The 25,006-nt window shown below is 39.5% G+C and carries 21 protein-coding genes; 2 read left to right on the forward strand and 19 right to left on the reverse strand.

Going from position 1 to position 25,006, the window contains the following annotated elements:
• Positions 1–55: 55 nt before the first annotated feature.
• The 16 genes from ftsA to P0Y49_16800 all read right to left on the reverse strand — a co-directional run bounded on the left by ftsA (position 56) and on the right by P0Y49_16800 (position 17,520).
• Positions 56–1,417, reverse strand: coding sequence for a cell division protein FtsA (ftsA, locus tag P0Y49_16725; GenBank protein ID WEK18435.1), 1,362 nt, complete (start codon positions 1,415–1,417; stop codon positions 56–58).
• A gap of 24 nt (positions 1,418–1,441) precedes the next feature.
• The gene (locus tag P0Y49_16730; GenBank protein ID WEK18436.1) at positions 1,442–2,383 is read right to left on the reverse strand and encodes a cell division protein FtsQ; all 942 of its coding nucleotides are present in this window, start codon (positions 2,381–2,383) and stop codon (positions 1,442–1,444) included.
• Positions 2,376–3,731 carry a UDP-N-acetylmuramate--L-alanine ligase gene (gene murC, locus P0Y49_16735; GenBank protein ID WEK18437.1) on the reverse strand — a complete coding sequence of 452 codons (1,356 nt, stop codon included), beginning with the start codon at positions 3,729–3,731 and terminating at the stop codon, positions 2,376–2,378. The genes P0Y49_16730 and murC overlap by 8 nt, the downstream gene beginning before the upstream one ends.
• The gene (gene murG / locus P0Y49_16740) at positions 3,731–4,846 is read right to left on the reverse strand and encodes an undecaprenyldiphospho-muramoylpentapeptide beta-N-acetylglucosaminyltransferase (protein ID WEK18438.1); all 1,116 of its coding nucleotides are present in this window, start codon (positions 4,844–4,846) and stop codon (positions 3,731–3,733) included. Before murG ends, murC begins: the two co-directional genes overlap by 1 nt.
• Before the next feature lie 55 nt (positions 4,847–4,901).
• Complete coding sequence (locus P0Y49_16745; protein WEK18439.1) at positions 4,902–6,068, reverse strand: FtsW/RodA/SpoVE family cell cycle protein; 1,167 nt, start codon at positions 6,066–6,068, stop codon at positions 4,902–4,904.
• A 2-nt stretch (positions 6,069–6,070) separates the two neighbouring features.
• Entirely contained in the window at positions 6,071–7,414 is a 1,344-nt protein-coding gene (murD, locus tag P0Y49_16750) for a UDP-N-acetylmuramoyl-L-alanine--D-glutamate ligase (GenBank protein ID WEK18440.1), read from the reverse strand.
• Positions 7,414–8,664, reverse strand: a complete 1,251-nt coding sequence (mraY, locus tag P0Y49_16755; GenBank protein WEK18441.1) for a phospho-N-acetylmuramoyl-pentapeptide-transferase — start codon at positions 8,662–8,664, stop codon at positions 7,414–7,416. The genes murD and mraY overlap by 1 nt, the downstream gene beginning before the upstream one ends.
• Entirely contained in the window at positions 8,664–10,118 is a 1,455-nt protein-coding gene (locus tag P0Y49_16760) for a UDP-N-acetylmuramoyl-L-alanyl-D-glutamate--2,6-diaminopimelate ligase (GenBank protein ID WEK18442.1), read from the reverse strand. The genes mraY and P0Y49_16760 overlap by 1 nt, the downstream gene beginning before the upstream one ends.
• 1 nt (position 10,119) lies before the next feature.
• A complete protein-coding gene (locus P0Y49_16765) occupies positions 10,120–12,222 on the reverse strand; it encodes a penicillin-binding protein (GenBank protein WEK18443.1) in 2,103 nt (700 codons plus the stop codon).
• A complete protein-coding gene (locus P0Y49_16770) occupies positions 12,212–12,634 on the reverse strand; it encodes an FtsL-like putative cell division protein (protein WEK18444.1) in 423 nt (140 codons plus the stop codon). Before P0Y49_16770 ends, P0Y49_16765 begins: the two co-directional genes overlap by 11 nt.
• Positions 12,631–13,536, reverse strand: coding sequence for a 16S rRNA (cytosine(1402)-N(4))-methyltransferase RsmH (gene rsmH / locus P0Y49_16775; GenBank protein WEK18445.1), 906 nt, complete (start codon positions 13,534–13,536; stop codon positions 12,631–12,633). Before rsmH ends, P0Y49_16770 begins: the two co-directional genes overlap by 4 nt.
• Positions 13,526–13,999: a division/cell wall cluster transcriptional repressor MraZ gene (mraZ, locus tag P0Y49_16780; GenBank protein WEK18446.1), complete on the reverse strand. Its 474-nt coding sequence runs from the start codon at positions 13,997–13,999 to the stop codon at positions 13,526–13,528. The genes rsmH and mraZ overlap by 11 nt, the downstream gene beginning before the upstream one ends.
• A 201-nt stretch (positions 14,000–14,200) precedes the next feature.
• The gene (locus P0Y49_16785; GenBank protein WEK18447.1) at positions 14,201–15,394 is read right to left on the reverse strand and encodes a phosphoglycerate kinase; all 1,194 of its coding nucleotides are present in this window, start codon (positions 15,392–15,394) and stop codon (positions 14,201–14,203) included.
• Between the two features lie 44 nt (positions 15,395–15,438).
• A complete protein-coding gene (locus P0Y49_16790) occupies positions 15,439–15,870 on the reverse strand; it encodes a GNAT family N-acetyltransferase (GenBank protein WEK18448.1) in 432 nt (143 codons plus the stop codon).
• Entirely contained in the window at positions 15,863–16,858 is a 996-nt protein-coding gene (gene gap / locus P0Y49_16795) for a type I glyceraldehyde-3-phosphate dehydrogenase (GenBank protein WEK18449.1), read from the reverse strand. Before gap ends, P0Y49_16790 begins: the two co-directional genes overlap by 8 nt.
• A gap of 56 nt (positions 16,859–16,914) precedes the next feature.
• Positions 16,915–17,520: a DUF1269 domain-containing protein gene (locus tag P0Y49_16800; GenBank protein WEK18450.1), complete on the reverse strand. Its 606-nt coding sequence runs from the start codon at positions 17,518–17,520 to the stop codon at positions 16,915–16,917.
• Positions 17,521–17,648: 128 nt separating this feature from the next.
• Between P0Y49_16800 and P0Y49_16805 the strand changes: the two genes are divergently transcribed.
• Positions 17,649–18,185: a hypothetical protein gene (locus P0Y49_16805; protein ID WEK18451.1), complete on the forward strand. Its 537-nt coding sequence runs from the start codon at positions 17,649–17,651 to the stop codon at positions 18,183–18,185.
• Positions 18,186–18,372: 187 nt separating this feature from the next.
• Here P0Y49_16805 and P0Y49_16810 read toward each other — a convergent pair whose 3' ends face one another.
• On the reverse strand, positions 18,373–19,953 hold the full coding sequence (locus P0Y49_16810) for a M1 family metallopeptidase (protein WEK18452.1): 1,581 nt from the start codon (positions 19,951–19,953) through the stop codon (positions 18,373–18,375).
• Positions 19,954–20,053: 100 nt separating this feature from the next.
• On the opposite strand from P0Y49_16810, the gene P0Y49_16815 reads away from it, so the two are divergent.
• Positions 20,054–20,254: a hypothetical protein gene (locus P0Y49_16815; GenBank protein ID WEK18453.1), complete on the forward strand. Its 201-nt coding sequence runs from the start codon at positions 20,054–20,056 to the stop codon at positions 20,252–20,254.
• On the opposite strand, the gene P0Y49_16820 is transcribed toward P0Y49_16815, so the two are convergent.
• Both P0Y49_16820 and P0Y49_16825 read right to left on the reverse strand, forming a co-directional pair.
• A complete protein-coding gene (locus P0Y49_16820) occupies positions 20,224–22,131 on the reverse strand; it encodes an AAA domain-containing protein (protein WEK18454.1) in 1,908 nt (635 codons plus the stop codon). The two genes, P0Y49_16815 and P0Y49_16820, sit on opposite strands and share 31 nt — an antisense overlap.
• Before the next feature lie 21 nt (positions 22,132–22,152).
• Positions 22,153–24,957 (reverse strand): FAD-binding and (Fe-S)-binding domain-containing protein, encoded by a 2,805-nt coding sequence (locus P0Y49_16825; GenBank protein WEK18455.1) that lies wholly within the window; start codon positions 24,955–24,957, stop codon positions 22,153–22,155.
• Between the last annotated feature and the right edge of the window lie 49 nt (positions 24,958–25,006).

Genomic DNA, 25,006 nt, shown 5'->3' on the forward strand with positions numbered 1-25,006 from the left:
AGGCGTTTTCCACAAATGTTGACAATGTGGAAAAATCACTCATTGTGGAAAAATATTACGGTTTTATATAATCTTCGTCACTCACATTCATGTCATCTTTGATGAAATCCTTTGTTTTAGCAAGAAGTTTATCAAATAATCCACCGCCCGAACGCTTGGTCTTTTCTTTCACCTCTTTGGCTTTTTCAACAAAAACACCCGGCTGTTTCATTTCTTCTAATAATTCTTCTGCCTTCTGGATACCTTTAATCAACAAACCAACACTGGTAGCATACATAGGGCTTTTCAAATCATCATAAATGGTTTTCGGCATGTCTTCATATTTAGACAAATGCTCATTTGGATAACCTACACGGCAATCTAAACCGGTTACATACTCTACCAGTTGAGAAAGGTGTTTCAATAATGCACCACCACCGGTAATCACCACTCCACCTATCAGTTTTTTCTCGTAACCTGATGATTTGATTTCATAATACACATGCTCAATGATTTCTTCCATACGGGCCTGGATTACATAAGCAAGGTTTTTAACAGAAATCTCTTTAGGCTCCCTTCCTCTTAATCCGGGAACACAAATGATTTCATTTTCTTTATTTTCTTCAGCCAGTGCCGATCCAAAGCGGGTCTTTAATAGTTCAGCCTGATTTCTCATTACAGAACAGCCTTCACGGATATCCTCTGTAACACTATTACCACCAAACGGAATAACGGCCGTATGACGGATGATACCTTCATGGAAAATAGCAATATCTGTGGTACCACCACCAATGTCAACCAGGGCAATACCAGCTTCTTTTTCTTCGTCGCTCAACACCGATTCTGAAGAAGCCAGGGGTTCTAATATTAATTCCTGAGTTTGTAACCCGGCATTGGTTACACACCTCATGATGTTTTTTACAGCAGTTACCTGACCGGAAATGATATGAAAGTTAGCTTCAAGGCGTACACCAGCCATACCAATCGGGTCTTTCACGCCCGGCTCATTGTCGATTGTAAACTCCTGCGGTAAAACATGGATGATTTCTTCTCCTGGGGGCATAACCAGTTTAAACATATCATCAATTAATTTATCGATATCTTTTTTCCCGATCTCACTATTTAGTTCACGTCGGGTTAAAATACCTCTATGCTGCAAACTCTTGATATGCTGTCCGGCAATACCTACATTCACAACGCGGATTTCAACATTTGATTGTCCACTCGCCAATTCAACAGCTTGTGATATCCCTTGTACTGTTTTCTGAATATTTGAAACAACCCCACGGGTAACTCCTGCTGATTCCGCTTTCCCTATCCCTAAGACTTCTATTTTTCCGTGCTGTGTTCTGCGACCAACGATCACACAGATCTTAGTAGTACCGATGTCTAATCCGACTACTATTGGAGATTGAATGGTAGATTTTTCTTTGCCCATAACTATATTGATTTGTTGAGTTTATTAATTGTTTTTCCTGGTATCAGTTTTAATTTTTTCTTTCTTACTACCCGCATCCTGCTGTATGTCTGCCACAATTTGTTTGCGGACAACAGAATCAACGAGTTTTCTGCTCTGTTTTGCAGTATCTATTATGCGATCCTTAATCACCTCTCCGGTTATAGAATCTATTTTATTCTTTTCACAAACAATTTGATTGGTATATTTTACATTAATGGTTTTATAAGTATTCCAGCCAACCTTTGGTATCGCTTTCTTATAAAAAGCAAGTAGATTTCTCATCTTGGTTTCCAATGAATCTGCTGTACCCAAAATGATGCGCTGATTTCCTACCCTTGGAATCAACTCTATATCTTTTGCACTATTTATATACAACTGCTCAATTTGTGCATCCCATAGCGTATCCCTTTTAACATATAAGGCTACCTTATATAAATCTATAGCCAGTTGAGTACTCAGTGTATCTACTCTACCACTAAAACGTTCCATAATATCCCCATTTGCAGCCAAAACATTTGCCGTAAAATTAGGTGAAACGGGCATTTTTAATCCGTTGCTATCTATATAGTAGTCCTGACCTGCCAGATTAATCATTCTTAAAATAGGCTGCCTTTGTTTAATTTCTATCTGGATTATCCCATTCATATCTGCATATACCGTAGCATAAGCGATATATGGATTAGCTATAATATTTTTCTCAATGCGCTGAAGATTAATACCAGCCAAATTCTGACCGATTAATGAACCTTGACTCTGTTTTAAAATAGCATCAATCTCTTCCCGTTCTATAAAATTATCAGCACCCGGAATCAGAATTTTAACATTGGTACAAACCAGTTTTTTCTTTTTGCCGTCAACAAAACTCATCAACACAACTAATCCGCTCAGACAAACAATCCAGGCAAAACATTTAAAAACCGGTTTCCAATTGATCCTTTTAAGCATGAGTCAAAATGGCTTTAAGTGGTTGTATCAATGTATCTATATCTCCAGCCCCAACAGTTAAAAGTAACTCTGGCTTATTGTTTTTTATGTACTCCGGCACCAAATCTTTCCGACATATTTCTTTGTCCCTCAGAGAGATTTTATCCAGCAATAACTGTGCATTCACCCCCGGAAGAGGCAATTCCCGGGCAGGATAAATCTCCAGCAACAGCAAATGATCAACCGTGCTTAAAACTCTTGCAAACTCATCCACAAAATCACGAGTACGTGTAAACAAGTGAGGCTGGAAGATGACTGTTAATTTTTTATCCGGATACAATTGTCTAACAGCATCAAAGCATGCCCGAAGCTCTTCAGGATGATGCGCATAGTCATCAATATAAATGTGCTCCGGCGTATTTACTATATATTCAAATCTTCTTTTAACCCCTTTAAAAGAACCTATCGCTGCTACAATTTTTTCCGGATCTATTCCCAGTTTTAGTGCAACTGCAATTGCAGCTACCGCATTTTCTACATTATGCTTTCCTGGTAACATCAGATGTATGTTACTTATGGTAATATTCGAATCAACATAATCAAACACAAATCTCGAACCTTCAACCCTTATATTTTGTCCTTTCACTTGAGAAGGCAAACCAACACTATAGCTTATGCCATTTGATAAAGGAAGACCATTCTTAACAAATAATGTCCCACCCGGCTTCAATTGCGCGGCAAACATCCTGAACGACTCCTGCAAGTGACTTGCATCGCCATAAATATCCAAATGATCAGCGTCCATTGAGGTAACCACCGATATATCCGGATGAAGCGTTAAGAAAGAACGATCATATTCATCAGCTTCTACAACGACTACATTGTTCTCTCCGAGAAGGAAATTAGTATTATAATTTGAAGCTATGCCTCCTAAAAAGGCGGTACAACCGTAACCACTTGATATTAAAACATGTGCTACAATTGATGAAGTAGTTGTTTTACCATGTGTACCAGCAACTGCAATACAAAACTGCCCCTTACTAATAATTCCCAACACCTCCGAACGCTTCTTTAAAACAAAACCATTCTGCTTAAAATAATTTAAGATTTGAGCATCTTTTGGAATCGCAGGCGTATACACAATTAACGTATCCTCATTCTTATCATGAAAAGAAACCGGTAATACCGCTTCATCATCCATGTACGATACTAAAATACCCTCTTGCTCCAATGCAATAGTCAGCTGAGTACGCGTTTTATCATATCCGCAAACCACACATTTGCGTTTAGCAAAATAACGGGCAATAGCACTCATGCCAATACCACCAATACCTACAAAATAGACACGCTGTATATTACTCAATTCCATCAGCTGTTGCCCTCCTTTCCTGCAAGTAACATCACCTGCTTCGCAATTACTTCATCAGCATCAGGCAAAGCCATCTTACCTATATTTTCCGAGTAAATCGAACTTCTGTCTTTATCGTTCAATAAACTTAAAGCCTCTTTTACGAGTGTATCTTCTGCCGATTGATCCACAATCATCAACGCAGCATTATTTTTCACCAATGCCAATGCATTCTTTGTCTGATGATCTTCCGCCACATTTGGTGAAGGAACCAGTATAACCGGCTTTTTAATCAGACACAATTCAGCTATCGTTCCCGCACCTGCTCTTGAAATAATTACGTCAGCAGCAGCATAGGCCAGATCCATTTTATTCAAAAACTCAAGAATCCTGACATTAGGATTAAAATCAAGCCCCAAACGCTCAACAATCCCTTTATAATAATATTTACCGGTCTGCCAGATCAACTGTACATCTGCATCTAAAATATCAAGAATATGCTTTTCAATGCTCTTATTTAGTGTTCCGGCACCTAAACTTCCACCGGTTACCAATATCGTTTTCTTTAATGGGTCAAGCTTTAACAATTCAGCACCTGCATGATGCTTATTCAAAATATCGACTACATCCTTCCGCACCGGATTACCTGTTTTAAGCAAACTTTCAGCAGGAAAAAACTGCTCCATTCCATCAAATGCAACGCAAACCTTAGCTGCTTTTTTACCCAGCCATTTATTGGTAATACCAGCATAAGAATTTTGCTCCTGAATCAAATAAGGAACTTTCTTTAACGACGCCGCAAACAGAATTGGACCAGATGCATATCCACCAACTCCAACAACCACATCAGGTTTAAAATCAGCAATCAACTCCAAGGCTTTGCGTACACTACCAAGTAGTTTAAATGGCAGACTTAAATTCTTGGCAATAGAGCCTCTTTGTATACCGCTGATGTTTAAACCAATAATTTTATATCCTGCGGCTGGAACTTTTTCCATTTCCATCCGACCGGTAGCTCCAACAAATAAAATTTCACAGCCAGGCTCCATACGCCTAAGCGCATTAGCTATGGATATGGCTGGAAATATATGTCCACCAGTACCGCCTCCTGAAATAATTATCCTTGTTGGTCTCATTATTTTATTCTTTAATCCTTGCTCCTTTATCCTTGCTCTTTTATCCCTTATCCACTTATGCCATAGCAGGAATTTCTCCTACAATCACCTTTTTGCTTCCCTGCTCTTCTACATCTCTGCTTACGCTCAATATAATACCAAAAGCTATACTTGTAAATATCATCGAAGTTCCACCCATACTTACCAATGGCAATGGAACACCAGTTACAGGTCCTAAACCTACAGCTACAGCCATATTGGCAAAGGCCTGTATGGTAAGACTAAAACTTAGCCCTGCAGCCAGCAAAGCCCCAAAGGCCTTAGGACTTTGAGTTACAATCCGCACACATCGGTAGAGCAACACGAGATACAATAACATCACTGTCATAGCCCCCATCAATCCATACTCTTCCACTATAATTGCAAAAATAAAATCCGAGTAAGGGTGTGGTAAAAAGTTACGCTGTGTACTATTCCCAGGCCCCTTGCCAAATACACCACCGGTTGCTAATGCAATTTTTGATTGATCTGCCTGATAAGTCTTATCAGAATGTTGTTTCTCAGGATGTAAAAACGAATTCACCCTCGATTTATAGGTAGCCGCCCTGGGACCTAAAAACACAATAAACAGCAACAATATCGTTCCACCTGCGCACACCATTCCAATCTGTTTAATACTGATCCTTCCAATAATCAGCAACAAAATACTTACTCCAAACAGCATGATTGCTGTAGATAAGTTGGCCCAGGCAATAAGCACAAACACCACACACACAGACCCCATGATAGGTATAAATGCTTTCCTAACATCTTTAATATTCTCTTGCTTTTTGGTCAGCATCCTGGCCAAAAAAGTAATCAAGGCAATTTTGGCTAAATCTGAAGTCTGAAACGTTAAGCCAATTAAAGGAATCTTCACCCAACGCGATGCATCATTAATATTAGCACCAAAAATAGCAGTATAAAACAACAAGGGAATCGTAATGATCATTAACACCTTAGAAATCCCTGCATAATATTTATAATCCAGCAAATGCGCAATATAGATCATACCAATCCCCATTACCACAAAAATCAAGTGCTTGGTTAACAAGATCTTTTCTACAGTTTTACCCGTCTTATAGGCATAAGTTCCGGTTGCACTGTAAACGGTAAGTATGGAAATCAGCGACAAAAGTATAATGATCAGCCATATCCAGCGATCTCCTTTTGTTTTATCTAAAAGCTTATTTACTGCGAACATAATTACAATTCTTTAACAGCTGCCTTAAATTGGTTACCACGGTCTTCGTAGTTCTTAAACAAATCAAAACTGGCACATGCAGGAGACAACAATACCGTATTTCCTTTTTTAGCCAAATGATAAGCTACCTGAACCGCCTCATGAGCAGAAAATGTATTTACAATAATTTCTACATCATCTTCAAAAGCCTCATGGATACGTTTGTTATCTTTACCTAAACATACTATGGCTCTAACCTTTTGACGCACCATATCTTTTAGCATATCATAATCGTTCCCTTTATCAACTCCACCCATGATTAAGATCACATCAGTACTCACACTTTCCAATGCATACCAGGTAGAGTTCACATTGGTAGCCTTAGAATCGTTGATATAATCTACCCCGGAAATCTTTGCCACATGCTCTAACCTATGTTCAATATTTTTAAAATCGCCCATACTTTCTCGTATAGAACTATTTCTAATATCTAATACCTTAGCTACTATGCCCGATGCCATAGAGTTATAAATATTGTGCTTTCCCTGCAGGGCTAATTCTGTAATAGACATGGTTAATGGATCGTTTAGGTTTATATTGATGTGTATGTTGTCACTTTCAAGGTACGCGCCCTCCTCAATTTTCTTCCTGATTGAAAAAGGATATTTCTTTGAATTCACTTTAGTACTTTTCAATACTTTTAAAGTTTCATCATCATCAGCACAGTAGATAAAAATGTCACCACTGGTCTGGTTTTGAGTTATCCGCATTTTTGATGCAGCATAATTACTCAATTTATAATCATAGCGATCTAAATGATCAGGTGTTATGTTCAATAAGACAGCTATATCAGCTTTAAAATCATGCATATCGTCGAGCATGAAACTGGAAATTTCCAATACATACCAATCAAAATCAGATGTAGCTACCAGAGCAGCAAAGCTATTCCCAATATTGCCGGCTAGTCCAACATTTAACCCTGCATTCTTTAAAATATGATAAGTCAACATTGTAGTCGTTGTCTTACCATTGGAACCTGTAATACAAATTGTTTTTGCATTGGTATAGCGCTTGGCAAATTCAATTTCAGATATTACCGGGATCTTCTTCGCTTTAATTTCTTTAATAATACCTGCAGTATGAGGTATTCCCGGACTTTTAATTACCTCAACCGCCTTGAGAATTTCTGCATGTGTATGTACGTTCTCTTCAAAAGCAACATTCAACTCCTGCAACTTTTCCTTATACTGAGTAGGAATTGCACCAAAATCAGACAAAAAGACATCAAATCCTTTCTTCTGCGCAAGCATTGCTGCCCCTACACCACTTTCACCACCACCTAAAATTACGATCCTTTGCTTTTCCATTATCTTAATTTTAAAGTGATGATAGTAATGATCGCAAGTAATATGCTGATGATCCAAAACCTGGTTACGATCTTAGCCTCATGGTACCCTTTTTTCTGATAGTGATGATGCAAAGGAGACATTAGAAAAATCCTCCTACCTTCACCAAACCGTTTCTTGGTATATTTAAAATAAGATACCTGAATCATTACAGATAAAATCTCTATCAGGAAAACTCCACATAAAACAGGGATCAGCAATTCCTTCCTGATCATAATGGCAAATGCCGCAATGATCCCACCAATAGCCAGGCTTCCTGTATCGCCCATAAAAACCTGGGCCGGATAAGAATTGTACCATAAAAATCCTACACAAGCACCAACAAAAGCACCCGCAAAAATCATCAACTCACCCGAATTCGGGATATACATAATATTGAGGTAATCAGCTATCACTGTGTTACCAGACACATAAGCCAGTAAACCAAGCGTAATCCCTATAATCGCAGATGTACCCGTTGCCAAACCATCAATCCCGTCGGTAATATTTGCACCATTAGAGACTGCTGTAATAATGATGACAGTGATAATAATAAAAACCAATGCCGCATATTTTTCATAACCATCACCTAAAAACTTAAGCACTTTGGCATAGTCAAATTCATTGTTCTTATAAAAAGGAACGTTCGTCAAAGTAGATTTCACATCCTGAGTATAATAAAAGCTTTCTCCTTTTTGTCTTAAAACCATAGGAGCTGTAGCAACTTTAGAAATACCAGCTTCGTCAACCGTTTGCCTAACCACAATGTTTGGATTATAGTACATGGTACAACCAATAATTAACCCAAGTCCAACCTGTCCAACAATTTTAAATCTGCCGGCTAATCCTTCTTTATTTTTCTTAAATACCTTAATGTAGTCATCTAAGAAACCTACAGCCCCCATCCAGATGGTGGTGATGATCATCAAAATCACATACACATTCGTCAAGTTGGCAAGCAACAAGGTTGGCACTAAAATACCAAGCAAAATCATGATACCACCCATCGTTGGCGTACCTTGTTTCTGCATTTGCCCCTCTAATCCCAGATTCCTTACGGTCTCACCAACCTGCATTTTCTGCAAATAATTGATAAGTCTTCTGCCGTAAACAGTAGTTATGATAAGCGAAATAATAACCGCCAGAGAGGTACGGAAAGTGATGTATTGAAACAATCTCAATCCCGGAAAATCGTAATGTCGACTCAGATATTCAAATAAATAATATAACATTAGCTGATCAAGTTTAATTGTTCCATTAACACTTCTTTATCATCAAAATGATACCTAACCCCATTTATCTCCTGGTACTTCTCATGTCCTTTACCTGCAAGCAAAATAATATCCCCAGGCTTTGCCAAATGACAAGCGGTTTTAATTGCTTCTCTTCTATCTACTATACTCAAAGTTTTGCGCCTATTTGTTGGAGAAACCCCCTTTTCCATCTCCTCTACTATCGTTTGCGGGTTTTCAGTCCTTGGGTTGTCCGAAGTCAGAATTACCTTATCACTCCAATCACAAGCCACCTGAGCCATAATCGGACGTTTGGTTTTATCCCTATCGCCTCCACAACCTATTATAGTAATCACCTGCTCCGTTCCCTTTCTAATATCATGTATTGTACTCAATACATTCTGAACGGCATCGGGTGTATGTGCATAATCCACAATTCCAATAATCCCTCTGGAGATCATATAATCAAACCTACCCTCAGCCCCAGTTAAATTAGTTAAGGTAGTTAATACCGTCAGTTGATCCTGATCAAGCAACATTGCAGTACCATAAACCGCCAGTAAATTATAGGCGTTAAATGATCCAACCAGCTTAAAGAAAACATCAGCATGATCAATATTCAGATGCAAACCATTAAAACTATTTTCAATAATATTTGCTTTAAAATCAGCAAGCTGCTTTAATGCATAAGTCTTTTTTACAGCCTTAGTGTTCTGCAACATAACCATCCCATTCTTATCATCAAGATTGGTTAAAGCAAAAGCAGAAGCCGGCAACACATCAAAAAAAGCTTTTTTCGCTTTGATATAATTATCAAACGTTTTATGAAAATCAAGGTGGTCATGCGTAATATTCGAAAACACACCACCGGCAAAACTTAAGCCTTCTATTCTATGTTGAACAACAGCATGAGAACTCACTTCCATAAAGCAATAATCACAACCCGCATTAACCATATCCTGCAAAAGCATATTTAATGCAATAGGATTTGGAGTCGTATGAGTTGCCGGAATAACCCGCTCATTAATGTGATTATCAACAGTTGAAATCAGGCCAACTTTATAGCCCAGCTCACGAAACAATTTAAACAATAACGTTGCAATGGTTGTCTTGCCATTGGTACCTGTAATACCAACTAGTTGTAGTTTCGCCGATGGGTTGCCATAAAAATTAGCAGCCATTTTACCAAGCGCCACCGAACTGTTGGCCACCTGAATGTAAGTTACATCAGCAATCTTTTCCTCCGGCATATCTTCACAAACCACCACTGAAACACCTGCACTGACTACATTACGAATGTAAGCATGTCCATCAGACAAAGTACCTTTGATTGCAAAAAACACATCATCTTTAGTCACCTGACGAGAATCAAATACCAAAGCACTCACCTCCCTGTTGGTCTGCCCAACCAGGTTAGTTATTGTTATTCCATATAAAATTTCCTGCAGCTGCATCTTATTGTAAATCTATTTGTACTGATAAACCTTTTCCTATTTTACTCCCCGCAGCGATAGATTGATTCACAACCTTTCCACTGCCTTTCACTCTGGCCTTTAAGCCCGCATTCCCTAAAAGATATAAAGCATCTTTTAAACCCATCCCATTCACATCAGGCATCACTCCTTTTATCAAGTTATATTCTTCGTAAACAACACCATTACTGGTATCAACACTATTAAAATAATCCGATTTAGCAGCATACAGGGCTTTAACACCTAAAGCATTATATACTCTTTTAACCGCCTTACTCTGACCAGATTTAGCTTCCGGACTAATGGTATTGCCAACTAAGTGCTCAGAAATTGTATTGTACATTTCCATATCACTTGCATAAATACGGTCAGCAATTTCTTTAAATACCGGACCAGCAACCGTTGCACCGTAATAACCATTCTTAGGTCCGTTGATAGATACTATAATAGAATACTTTGGTTTATCGGCTGGAAAATATCCACAAAACGAAGCCTGGTAACTGCGATTATTTTTATACCCCTTACTTCCGTCAGCCACCTGAGCTGTACCTGTTTTTCCTGCAACCCTATACAATGGAGACCCCATCAACTTACCAGTCCCCTTAGTCACAACAGACTCCAGCATTGCCTGCAACTTTTTAAGTGTTTTTTCTGAACATATACGATCAGAAATCACCCTTGCATGGAACTGCTCTATCGGATTACCCAAACGCCTGATCTCTTTCACAAAAATTGGCGCGATATACTTTCCATCATTAGCAACTGCATTGTAAAATGTCAGCATTTGCAATGGCGTAATCTGCATTTCGTAACCATAAGCCATTTGCGGCAAGGTCATATTCTTGTTCCAACTTTTAGACTTTGGATTCTTTATCACCGGCGTAGTTTCACCCGGAATCTGCAATCCCAACCGCTCATTCATATGTATATCATACAAATGATCCGTAAACTGAGACGGATTATCCTGATAGTGCATATTTACCAACTTAGCAACCGCCGTATTAGCCGATTGCTCAAAAGCCTTCATTACCGTAACTGTACCTATTCCACCGTGAGAATCTTTAATTGTATGTCCAGGTATCTTGTAAGTACCATCACCTGTAGATACCAGAGTATTTGTATCTACTTTTTTATCTTCAAGCAAGGCCATATATGAGGCCAACTTAAAAGTAGAACCAGGATCCTGACTACCACCAATGGCATAATTAAATTTCTCTTCATAAACACCCTCACTTACCCGAGTATAATTGGCAACAGCCCTCACCTCTCCGGTATTTACTTCCATCAAAATAACAGTACCATGATCAGCATCACTTATTTTCAATTGTTTCTCCAGTGCAGTTTGCACAAGATCCTGCATATTGATATCAATCGTAGATATAATATCAGCTCCTTCTTTTGGTGCTACCTCAGCTTCATCATTAACCGGCATCCAAACCCCACCAGAAATACGCTGTACTAGCCGCTTACCACTTTCACCATTAATATAGTTCCCATATGCCCCCTCTAAACCAACACCATTTGCCACATTCTCATTCTTATAGCCAATAGTTCTGGCAGCTAAAAACTTAAACGGCCTTATTCTTTTATTTTGTTGAACAGCAATCAAACCACCTTTGTATTTCCCGATATTAAACAAAGGGAAAGTTCTAATGGTTTTCAACTCCTGATACCCAACCTTACGCTTAATCAGCAAATAACGCACACTATCCCTACGGGCAGCACGCAGATAACGCGAGTATTCTTTAGGTGACTTATCATTAAAAAACTCCGACAACTTAAATGCTAATGAATCAACTTTTTCATTAAAAATATCATTATCCTGAATCCCACCGGCAAACAAATCCATTCTCAGTTCATATTCAGGAATTGAAGTCGCCAGCAAACTACCATCTACAGAATAAATATTACCCCTTGCGGCTTCAATATTGATATACTTTGTAGAGAGACTGTCGGCCATGGCACGCCATTTATGTCCCTCCACAAACTGTACATCGCATAGTCTGACCAATACCGCCACGGCAAGCAGTACAATCAGTCCGAAGGACAGATAAACACGCAATAATATGTTATCTCTAATATTCATTACTGTTTATTACAATTTTTTTAGGCGGCTCAGTTAGTTCTTTAATTCCTAACGTATCTACTTTTTTAGCCACTTCCGTCAGTTTACTCTTAAACATCAGATCAGCTTTAAGCGACTTATATTCCCAACTCAGCTCTTTTACTTCTTTATTTAATTTATCAATACTCCTGATATTCTTAACAGCCATATGGCTATTGGCTATGTAAAGCATACATAAAACCGAAAGAAATATCAAAAACGGCAACATCTCCGTTGCAGCTTCTTTACTTACCACCCCCTCAGTGAATAACTTTTTAAAAAAAGTGTTACTACTTTCAGGCTCTTTTCGTTTAGGTTTAGATTTAACCTTAACATCAATCTCTTCTTCTAATTCCGGCTCTTCATCAAGATGTTCCCTAAACCGATTACTCATATCTTCTCCCCCACTCTTAATTTCGCACTTCTCGAACGACTGTTCTGCTGCAACTCAAGTTCATCAGCCACAATCGCTTTTCTGGTTATCACCTTAAAAGGCTTCTGTTCATTACCAAAAAAATCTTTATCCACCTCACCCCTAAACTTTCCTTTGGCGAGGAAATTTTTAACCGGCCTATCTTCCAACGAATGGTAAGACATTACCACCAGACGCCCACCCGGCTTTAGAACATCAGCCGTTTGTAGCAGAAAATCCTCCAGCACTTTCATTTCGGCATTCACCTCAATGCGCAAAGCCTGAAAAACCTGCGCCATATATTTATGCTCTTTACCCTTAGGAATATGAGCAGCAGCAATCGCTTTAAAATCAGCCAACGTTAAAACCGGACGATCAACACGCCCCGTAACAATAACCCGAGCTAAAGATTTTGCATTTTTAACCTCACCGTAAATACCAAAAATTTTATGCAACTGATCTTCAGTATACGTATTCAAAACATCCGCAGCAGTTAACTTACCTTGCTTATCCATACGCATATCTAACGCCGCATCAAACCGCGTAGAAAAACCTCTTTCAGGCTCATTAAACTGATGCGAAGAAACCCCCAAATCAGCCAAAATACCATCCACAGTTTTATAACCCAGCAAACGAAGGTTATTTTTAAGAAAAGCAAAATTTTGATCAACAAAATGAAAACGGGGATCATCGATCTTATTTCTTTGCGCATCAGGATCCTGATCAAACGCAATCAAAACACCGTCTTTACCTAATTTTTTAAGGATCTCACGCGAGTGTCCACCGCCACCAAAAGTCACATCCACATACACTCCATCCGGCTTAATATTTAAGCCATCCATACACTCCTTTAACAAAACAGGAACATGATAATTATTTTCCATCTTCCCCCCTGTTTTTATTTCCCATCACTTCCTGAGCAAGAAAAGCAAAATTCTCAGGCTCTTCATCAAACAAAGCCTCATAAGCCTTTTTAGACCAAACTTCCACCTTATCAAACTGACAAGCCAAAACGAGGTCATCACTAATTTCAATGCCCACCGACTCCAATAAAGACTTAGGCAAATTCACTCTTCCGGCAGCATCCAACGTCAAAGACGTCGCGCCGCGCGTGAAATAACGAATAAATGCTCTGGTTTTTGGTTCGTACTGGTTCAACTTACTCATCTCTTCCACCATGCTTTCCCACACTTTCTTGGGATAAATCACCAAGTGCTTCTCGAAGCCACGGTTAATCACAAGCCCCTCATCCTCAACATTAGGCAATTGTTTTTTCAGATTCGAAGGGACCATCAAGCGGCCTTTCGCATCCAATTTACAATCAAACTCTCCTAATAGTTGTACCATTTCTATATGTGCACTTTTTATGTAGTGTAAAAATAGATATTTCTACCACTTTTTACCACATTCTACCACAAAAAATTATCAACATATTTCATACCAATATTTTTCTGCGTTTAAACTATCAAAAACGCAGAAAACATGGTGGTAAACAAAAACAGGCGTTTCGTAAAAACGAAACGCCTGTCCTAAAATTAAGTCTTATGATTAATCATTAATCGCCTTAACACCAGGCAATTCCTTTCCTTCCATATATTCAAGTAATGCACCGCCTCCGGTAGATACATAGCTTACTTTATCTTCTAAACCGAATTTAGCAATAGCCGCAGCCGAGTCCCCCCCGCCTATTAAGGAGAAAGCACCATTTTTCTGTGTTGCAGCCACCACAGCATCCGCAACAGCACGTGTACCCTGCTCAAAATTAGCCATTTCAAATACACCCATTGGCCCATTCCACAATAACGTCTTAGAGTTAGCAATCACCTCAGAAAACAAAGCAACTGTCTTTGGACCAATATCCAATCCCATCCAGTCTGCAGGAATCCGTCCGGTATCCACCGTTCCCTTATTCGCTTCATTATCAAACTTATCAGCAATAACCGTATCTAATGGCAAATATAAATTAACACCTTTTGCCTTAGCCTTCTCCATCAATTCTAAACACAAAGCCATTCTATCAGCTTCCAACAATGAAGTACCGATTTCACCACCTTGCGCCTTTGCAAAAGTATACGCCATACCACCACCAATAATCAAGTTATCTACCTTATTCAGCAAACTCTCAATCAGTAAAATTTTATCCGACACTTTCGCACCACCCATAATTGCAGTAAAAGGTTTATCAGCACCGTCATTTACCTTTTCAGCGTTCTTCAATTCTTCTGCCATCAAATAACCGAAGTATTTATCATTCGGAAAAAATTCAGCAACAATCGCCGTCGAAGCATGCGCACGGTGTGCTGTTCCGAAAGCATCATTTACATATACATCCCCTAACTTTGCTAATTTCTCTGCAAAGTCACGGTCACCTTTCTCTTCTTCTTTATGAAAACGTAAATTCTCCAAAAGCAACACCTCACCTGGTACTAAATTCTTTGCTTTTTCTACTGCATCAGTGCCTATACAATCATTAGCAAACTTCACCTGCAAATCAAGCATTCTCGAAAGATCACCTAAAATATGCTTTAAAGAATATTTATCATCTGGCCCACCTTTAGGTCTACCCAAATGAGACATCAAAATTACCGCACCACCATCATTCAATATTTTCTGAATAGTTGGCAACGCAGCACGCATCCTTTTATCATCCGTAATATTAAAATCACTATCTAAAGGGACATTAAAATCTACTCTAACTAAAGCCTTCTTATCATTAAAATTGCATTGATCGATTGTTTTCATCTTAATTGTTTTGTTTTCTATTATGGTTTGGTTGTACGTTTATTTTATGGAATGGCTTTAATCATATTAAAATGAGGACCAATTCCCGGCACCTCAAATTCATCCGAAATCACCTCAAACCCCAGTTTTTTATAAAAACCAACAGCAGAACTCCGCGCATGACACCAAATATAAGAAGCATTACCAGATCTCAGCTCATTAATTGCAAATTTTATAAGATCCGAACCACAACCTTTGCCCGAAAAGACAGGATCAGTTGCCATACCACGTAACCTGAAACCTCCAGCACCCCTTCCTTCGCAATCTTCAGGGAAAAAAGTGGCTATCGAGGCTAATTTACCCTCCACAAAACACCCCAAATGAAAATTGCCCTGAGTTTCGTCTGTTGGGAAAACACATTTCTCCGGCCCAGCATTATTTCTCAACACAAGACTCCTCAAAGCGAGTGTTTCCGCTGTTGTAATATATTTAATCATGATGCTTTTCAATTTTTTGGACTAAATCAACCAATCTGGCAGAATAACCGGACTCATTGTCGTACCAACCCACAACTTTTACCAGATCGCCAACAATAGAAGTCAGCTGCGCATCAAAAATGCAGGAATGTGGATTATCCAAAATATCCACCGAAACAATCGGATCTTCAGTATACTCCACAATTGCACTCAATTCATTTTCAGAAGCCTTTTTAAATGCAGCATTGATCTCTTCTTTTGTTGTAGGTGATTTCAAAATACAGGTAAAATCGGTTAACGATCCATTTAGTACCGGAACCCTTATACCCGCACCACCTAACTTACCTTCCAAATGCGGAAAGATATTGGTAATGGCTTTCGCAGCACCAGTACTTGTAGGAATGATAGAAGCAGAAGCTGCACGAGCTCTTCTTAAATCTTTATGTGGCGAATCATGCAGGTTCTGATCACCAGTCATGGAATGCACCGTAGTAATATACCCATCCAGGATCCCCCAATTGTCGTCCAGTATTTTTACCATCGGCGCGACATTATTCGTTGTACAGGATGCATTTGACAGTATAGGCGAACTCAAATCTATTTCAGCATCGTTCACCCCCAACACCACCATTGGCACTTCTTTATCAGCTGACGGGGCAGATATCAACACCTGTTTCGCTCCGGCTTTCAAATGAAGTTCGGCACCTGCCTTTGTGGTAAACTTGCCGGTCGACTCCAAAACCAGGTCAATCCCCAAAGCAGCCCAAGGCAAATCTTCTGGTTTCTTCATATTATATACCAGAATTTTCTTTCCATCAATGATCAACCCATCGCTATCATGACTTACCTTTCCTTTAAATCCCCGATGAACGGTATCGTACTTAAAAAGGTGAGCTAAAGTAGCAGGATCGCCAAGATCATTTATGGCAACAACATGGATGTTTCTCTCTATTGCAGTGCGTAAAAAAACACGTCCAATTCTTCCAAAACCGTTAATCGCTAATTTCATTTGCTCGTATAAATATGAGCGCAAAAGTACCTATATTCTTTAACCTGATGGTAGTTTTATTGTTTTTTGACTTCAGTTAGTCTTTTTTTCTGGCTTTTTACCCTATGGTCAATTCTCTTTTGTTTTTCTTCATCAGACATCCGGCCAGTACGCTCACTATTATTTATCCAAACTTCATATTGTTTAGCCTGATAATCAACATCAAATACCTTATTATGCACTTCAAAACGAGTAATCATTTTAGCTATAGGTTCCAACGCATTATCAACGGGGACCTGCCAGTCTTCCCAAATGTGAGCAATGAGCACTGATTTTCCGTTCGGAATTTGCTTTAATACAACATCAAAGTAGTCAGCCCGATCTTCTGCCCTTAAGGTTTCCCCGGCAGAACCCACAATCATCCCACCAGCTACACCAACAATAAATCCTAGTGGTCCAGCCAAAAGGCCAACCAATCCACCAACTAAAGCTCCCCCAGCCACTCCGGAACCTACAGCTTTATCCTTTGCCGATTTGATTGATGTTTCACCAGTCTCACTTTTGGTCAACAAATACGACTCTCCCAAAGATAAATCATGGATCAAATCTAATTCCTGTAAAGCCTTTAAACCCGCAAATGCATCAGCCTCATTATCAAATACTGCCTGAATTATCTTTTCCATACGTTTTGTCTATCTATTACTATATAAGACAAATAGAGAGAAACTTTGTTTTGCGTATACAAAGCCTTAAAAGTTTTTTTAATCTGTTTATAAAAATAAACTTTACTAAAAAATAAACATTTAATAATATGCTAAAATTGCACAAATATATGCCCGATGCAGCACGGTTTTTAATAAGTTTCCTGGTACTCTTTGCCACCTTCTATGGTTTTAACATAGGGTATATTGGAATCACAAGCCCTGGCGGACTATACTCCCCATTTTTAGATCAGCATTTCAACTATATAGCGTTATGGCGCAACCTTTATATTTCTACAGCAGCAAAAATACTGGAACTTATGGGCCACGTGGTTTACACAACTGACATCAGTTTAAAAGTCCAGGGATATTCAGGATTCAGGCTCGTCTACTCCTGCCTCGGTTATGGCATAATCAGCTGTTTCTCGGCCTTTGTACTTTCCTTTCCAAAACCGCTCCAGTCTCGCCTTAAGTTTCTTTCCGTCGGACTAAGCCTTATTTTGAGCTTAAATCTATGTCGCCTGATAATGATCGCTTTATTTTACAACCCGCAAACAACCATACTTTCCGTCAACCATCATGATATTTTCAATGCGTTTTTGTATATTGCAATTCTATCCATAAGCTACAAATGGCTCAAATCCTGAGACAACCTAACCACCAAAACAATAGCGATCAAGTCCTAAAAAAATCGAAACCGGATTCAAAAAACAGCCTATAGTTGTCGGGGCGTTGCTGGGGCCTTAACGGGGCGTTGGCGGGGCCTTGCTGGGGCCTATCCCCTCCACAATGCCCCACCAAATAGCTGCTAGTGTACCGCTAAGATACCCGGCATTATTGGAATTTACCCTCTTTATGCAACAGTTCAAAATACTTATCTAAATTGATACCTAACGACTGTTCAAAAGCAGCCTTTAAGTCTTCCGGCTGTGGATGCTTTCCTTTCCACAAATTAAAATAAAGCTTAAAAGCATTATCTATCCTTTCTCTTCCTACGCCATCTTCTAATATATACAACCATAAAGCAGTTTTTAAATAAGATGCTGTACTATATTCATCAGAGGAGTGAAATTTATCCGAAGGTATATCAATAGCTGAGGTCATAGGCATTCCGCTCAAAGCACCATAAATCGCAGCTAAAAAATCTTTAACCGGCAATGCCTGAACTTCCACAGGTATGGCATCACCAAATACAGAATTTGTCCTATATTTTTCAGCCTCATATCTAAACTGAAAATAAGTATTCAACCCCTCATCCTGCCAGGCATGTTCCCTTTCATTACTACCCAACATACTCATAAACCAGTTGTGTCCAACCTCATGCGCAATCACCCCATCCAATGATTCCTTTTTGGCATCAGGACTAGTGATCAGCGTGATTGTTGGATATTCCATCCCACCACTCGAATTATTTTTAGGCCCTTCCACTACCTGTACCACAGGATATTCATATTCTCCGATCCACTTACTGTAATGCCTAACCGCATCCTTTGCATAATCAATGCTATAGTTCCATAAAGTGCTGTCCTTATTGTGATAATAAGTAAATGCATCAATCACTTTACCCGATTCCAGCTTTAGCGTATCATATTGAATCACAAAATCCTTATCCGCAAACCAGGCAAAATCAGGTACATTATTCATCTTATAATTCAGCTTTTTAACACCGTTTTTATTTTTTGCCACATAAAGCGCAGGCTTGGCACTGCGATCGGCAACATTCTTAGCGCCAACCTTTTTATAAGCAGCCAGCTCGTCTGCGTTCTGCAAAGTACCCGTCGCCCCTACTACATAATCAGAGGGTACCGTAATATTTACATTAAAAGAAGCATAATCACTATAAAACTCACCCATATCCAGGTAAGGGAACTCATGCCAACCCTTTTTATCAAATACTGCTGGCTTCGGATACCATTGACAAACCATAAATTCACCATCTGCAAAACCCGATCTGGAGAAATAAGAAGGCAATTTCACTTTAAAATCAGTAGTAATACTTACAGAATCACCAGGCTTTAAAGCAGTCGGCAACTTCAGCTTAATTACATCAATATACTGTGGATTTGGATGCGCTTCAGTAGCAGCAACTTTTCCATTCACCTTAAAATTCAAACCTTCTATACTTCCATAAGTATACTTTTCCAGCTTAGCAGCCCTGGAGGTATCATTTTTTAGTTGCTGAAACAAGGCCGTATTTTCATTTTTATAAGCATTTGGCCAGATATGAAACCAGATAAAATTAAGCGTCGAAGGCGAATTGTTTTTATACACAATCGTTTCAAAACCTTTTAATGATTTCTCTTGATCATTTAACGCTACATCTATTTTGTAGCTCACATGCTGCTGCCAATATTTTTCCTGTGAAAAAACAAAGGAGCTAAAAAAAATAAGAACAATGGTAAGGCCTCTCTTCATCGATAAATGTTGTTTTTTGTTCGAAAGATAATAATTTTTATGATGGTTTTTCAAAAACCTATTCTGCACGGACGCTGTTTATTAAGATAAACTTACGCTAATGAAAGCCCCTAAAAAAGAAAACGCTAACCTCATTAAAAAACATAACCATCCAGATGGATTAGACAAATGGAATGAGCGCTTAGATCGCAATCTGGAAAGCGAAAGAGAAGGCAATTCATTAGCCGACGAAAATGCCAGAGATTACACAGAAAAATATGGAAGTGGAGATCAGTCGGATGAAAACTCCCATGCACTTTGATAAGCATCAATCTGTTCTGCGTAAGTAATAAAATCAGCATAAAAAGGCAACCTAGATAAAGTTGCACTATCTCCAATTACAACAAGCTTTTTCCTTGCCCTGGTCATGGCTACATTCATCCGACGGATATCCGACAAAAAGCCTATCGCCCCTTCATCATTACTCCTGGTCATCCCAATATAAACGATATCACGTTCCTGTCCCTGAAAACTGTCAATTGTATTTATAGAAATTTTAGCCGCATACTTCTGTAAATCAGGATGATTAAGCAACAACTCTTTCAACACATGAATCTGTTGTTTATAAGGTGAAATTACAGCCACTGTAGGAAAATCCTCAACCTTATAAACACCGCTCAACTGGTCGAATAACTGCGCCAAGTGTTTCAATAAAAATACAGCCTCTTCCGGATTATAGGTACTCGTACCTTCTGTTTTCTCTTCAAATCCACAACCTGCGGTATCAATAAAGGCCAATGGTGTATCCTCAGCAAACAGCAAATGACTAGCAACAGAACCATGAGCCTTTAGCTTTCCACCATAAAACACGGAAGAAGCATAATTCATGATCTTTTCGTTCATGCGGTATTGTTCTTCCAGCAAAACAACAGCCTCCGGATGCAATGCTACACATTTTTCCAGTAAAGTAGTACTTAAACCAGCCTTGGCAGCCTCATTAGATTTTATGGTCGGCGACAACTGGCAATGATCACCTGCCAAAATAACTTTTTGCGCTTTCAATATGGGAATCCAGCAAGCAGGCTCCAAAGCCTGTCCGGCCTCATCAATAACTACCGTATCAAATTTGCGATCCCTAACGGTATAATGACTTGCACCAACCAATGTTGCGGTAATCACCTGTGCCTTTTCGATCAGATCGTCCATAATATACTGCTCCGTATTAGCGACAGATTTCATAATCTTATGCGCCTCATCAAAAAGTGCTTTACGCTGCTCCTTTTCTGCCCTTCCAAAATTTCTTTTGTATTTGTGGGCCATGTTTTTATACTCCGCGGCCTGCTTTTTCAAGTCTTTGACCTCTTTTATGCTGGCATGACCTGCCACCTTGCTGTCCAAAGTTAAAGAGAACAGCTTATCTGATACTCTGGCCGGATTGCCAATGCGCAAAACATTCAACCCTTCATCAGCTAACTTCTCGCTCAATAAATCAACCGCAGTATTACTTGGCGCAACTACCAAAATCTGTTTCCCATGCTGCTTGATCAATGCCTTAATAGCCTGCACGAGCGTAGTCGTTTTACCGGTTCCTGGTGGCCCATGAACAATAGCCAGGTGCTGTGCAGCAACAATCCGGTTTACAGCATTTTGCTGTATTTCATTTAACTTAGCAATGGGGTAATGAAAAATATCTGCTGCAAACGAAGGCGCTTCATCCCCTGTTAACACTTTTATCAAGTGATGATCATCACCCTGCTCATTCCGTAATGAAGCGCGTTTAACCGCTCCCTGCATTTCATCATAGCTATGATCATCAAAGAGTACATCAATACCCAATTTACCATCCCTGCCCCAATCAGGTAATTCGTCTGTCCGCAAAGTAATCTTTAATCGGTTACCACCCTGATAAGCAATCACACCCTCTACTCGATCATTTTTTGGATCATGGTTCGAGAACAATACTGCAGGCATACCAAATCTCAATTGATGGTTCAAATCCTGGTGCGTTGTTCGTTCCACCTCAACTGTCAGGTAATCGCCTCTACTCATTTCCGATCCTCGGATCGCAATAGGGTACCAGGTTAAACCATTTGCTCTACGTTCTGCTACAGAAAGGGTTTCCTTTTGCTTTATATAAGCTCGTAAATCTTCTTCCCGCTCAGTTTTAAGCAGATCAAGTAGTTTTTTAAAATAAGGCATCCGCAAAGATAGCTATCGCATTTACAAACACTCGTCAGCCAAATATAAAATAGACTCATAATTTTTGCTCACTGCATCAGACATAGCCATTTCGCAGGTTTTTGCAGTAGAATAATACCCCGAATACTCGGCACTTTTCACTTCAGCGGCTTCCGGGGCTGTAGCAGCAGCTGTTAACTCTGGAAAAAGAAAGCCTCTATCTCCAGCCATTCCACAACACCCTACCATTAACGGCACCTCAACTTCATGCGCAAACCGGTCTGCAACCTGAAACAACTTCCCTTCCAGCCCCATTTTCTTTAGCGTGCAAACAGGATGTAAAATGATACTATCTTTTTTATGTACCACTTTCAACTTAGGCAGCACGTGATCATGCAAATAATCAATACTGTCAATAATGCTCAACTGATCAAAATAAGCTTTATTTTCATCTGTAAGCACGGTACGACAATGCTGTAGCGTATGCGTACAAGAACTTACATCCAGCACTACAGGTAATTCCCCCCCTTGTGTCCATTTCCAAAGCTTCCTGACAGTTTCGTTTGAAGTATAAACATAAGCAGCATTATAGCCTTTAGACGAGAACAACTGGCCACAGCAAGTATTATTAATATCATCAGGAACCAGAATCTCAATACCCACTTTGGCAGAAACACTCATAAAGGTTTGTGGTACACTCTTTTTATTGTCCTTCGCACCACCCATCATCCGGTTGATGCAAGTAGGAAAATACACCACAGAACCATTGCTGCTTCCTTCAATTTTACCTTTAGTAGCTTGCAGTTGATTGCTCCATAGTGGAACAGCAGGAATCACCTTTTTCAGCCCCCCCGTAATATTTCTCATGGTAGATTCACCAAAAATCCGGTTCATACCACCACCAGCCTTTACCGCCATTCCAACTGTAAATGCCGTGGCACCAAAGTTCTTTGCCACAATTAAAGCAAGCCCATTAGCTGTTTTACTATGACTCTCTCTCCTCAAACGCTTCACCAAATCGCCAGTGTTGATATCAACCGGACAAGCTGTAGCGCATAAACCATCTACAGCACAAGTATCCAATCCATCATATTGATATTCCTTTACCAGCTGATCAAAATCCTGCTTATTGCCTTTTGATTTTAATCCAGCCAGCTCCCTACGCACCACAATCCTTTGTCTAGGCGTAAGGGTAATGTTGCGACTAGGGCATTTATGTTCACAATAACCACATTCAATGCATTTATCAACCTCCTGTTCTACCGAAGGCAAAGGTTTTAAATTGGCTATATGTGCTTTTTTATTTTCATTGATGATGACTCCGGGGTTAAGCAAATTCTGCGGATCAATGACAGACTTCAGTTGTTTCATGAGCTGATAAGCCTCACCACCCCATTCGGTCTCAATAAAAGGAGCCATATTACGACCAGTACCATGCTCTGCTTTTAAAGTACCATCATAGGTTTCTACCACCAGTTTCACTACATCCTGCATAAACAGGTCATAACGCTCAATTTCAGCAGCCGTATGAAAAGCCTGAGTGACTACAAAATGGATATTCCCATCTTTAGCATGACCAAAAATGATGGCTTCATGGTACGCGTACTTTTTAAACAATTGTTGAAGATCAAGAATAGCATCACCAAGTTTTGCTACCGGGAAAGCAATATCCTCCAGTATCACCGTTGTACCGCTAGCCCGTACAGCACCAACTGCAGGGAACATCCCCTTTCTAAGCTTCCAAAAAAAAGCTTGTTCTTTCACATCTTCCGTAAACAAAGGCACCTCTAGCATGGATAAGGAAGAAGCTGAAGAAAGAAATACTTTTTTCTTAGCGTGCAATTCATCCAAACTATTTGCTTGAAATTCAACCAGCAATGCCGCAGCCGTTTCCGGCAAAGTCTTTAACCTTTCCGGCACTCCCTTTAAACTGTCAATAGACCTTAAAGAGGCCCTATCCATCAGCTCAACCGCCTCTGCACCAGAAACGGTTAAAGGAATAATGGCCTGACAAGCTGCATATATATCCGGAAAATATAAAAAGGCAGTAGTTTTATAAGGATAATCCGGAACGGTTTTCATTACCGCCTCAGCAATAAACCCAAGTGTTCCTTCGGCACCTATTAAAAGATGCGCCAACACATCCAATGGATGTTCATGATCAATAAAGGCATTTAATGAATATCCTACTGTATTTTTAGTTTCATATTTTCTGCGAATCAGCTCATAAAGTGCAGTATTGCTTTTTAGCTGTTCCTGCATCCCCTTAATCGCATTATAAATCCGGCTGCACTCCTTTTCAAACCTGGCATAATCATCAACATGCTCAGTGGTAAAGGTTTTGCCATCAGGTAAAATGAAACGGATATGCTTAGTTGTATGATAAGAATTTAGCTTCACACCACAGCACATCCCACTCGAATTGTTGGATAAGATGCCGCCCATCATGGCCGCATCAATACTAGATGGATCTGGCCCGATCTTTCTTTTATACCTTTTTAAATGACCATTTACTATGCTTCCGGTAATCCCAGGCTGTACTCTTACCAAGGCCCCATCATCTTCAATCAGCACTCTGTTCCAATACTGACTCAAATCCACAAGGATTCCGTCGGTAATCGCCTGACCGGAAAGACTCGTCCCTCCCGTTCTAAAGGTCAAAGGCACCTGATGCTGATGTGAAAATCTGAACAACGCAATAATCTCCGATTCGGCTACTGGCTGCACTACAGCTTTTGGCCGTAAATAGTAAAATCCTGCATCCGATGCATAAGCAACCAGGTCAATCAACCGTACTTTAATACGTTCCTTCGGTAAAATATCTTCTAAAAGTTTCCCTATTTCCATTTAAAAAATGTTTATCCAGGCAAACGAATCCATTACGCATACCTGATTT

It is taken from the genome of Candidatus Pedobacter colombiensis (genome assembly GCA_029202485.1).
Taxonomy (GTDB): domain Bacteria; phylum Bacteroidota; class Bacteroidia; order Sphingobacteriales; family Sphingobacteriaceae; genus Pedobacter; species Pedobacter colombiensis.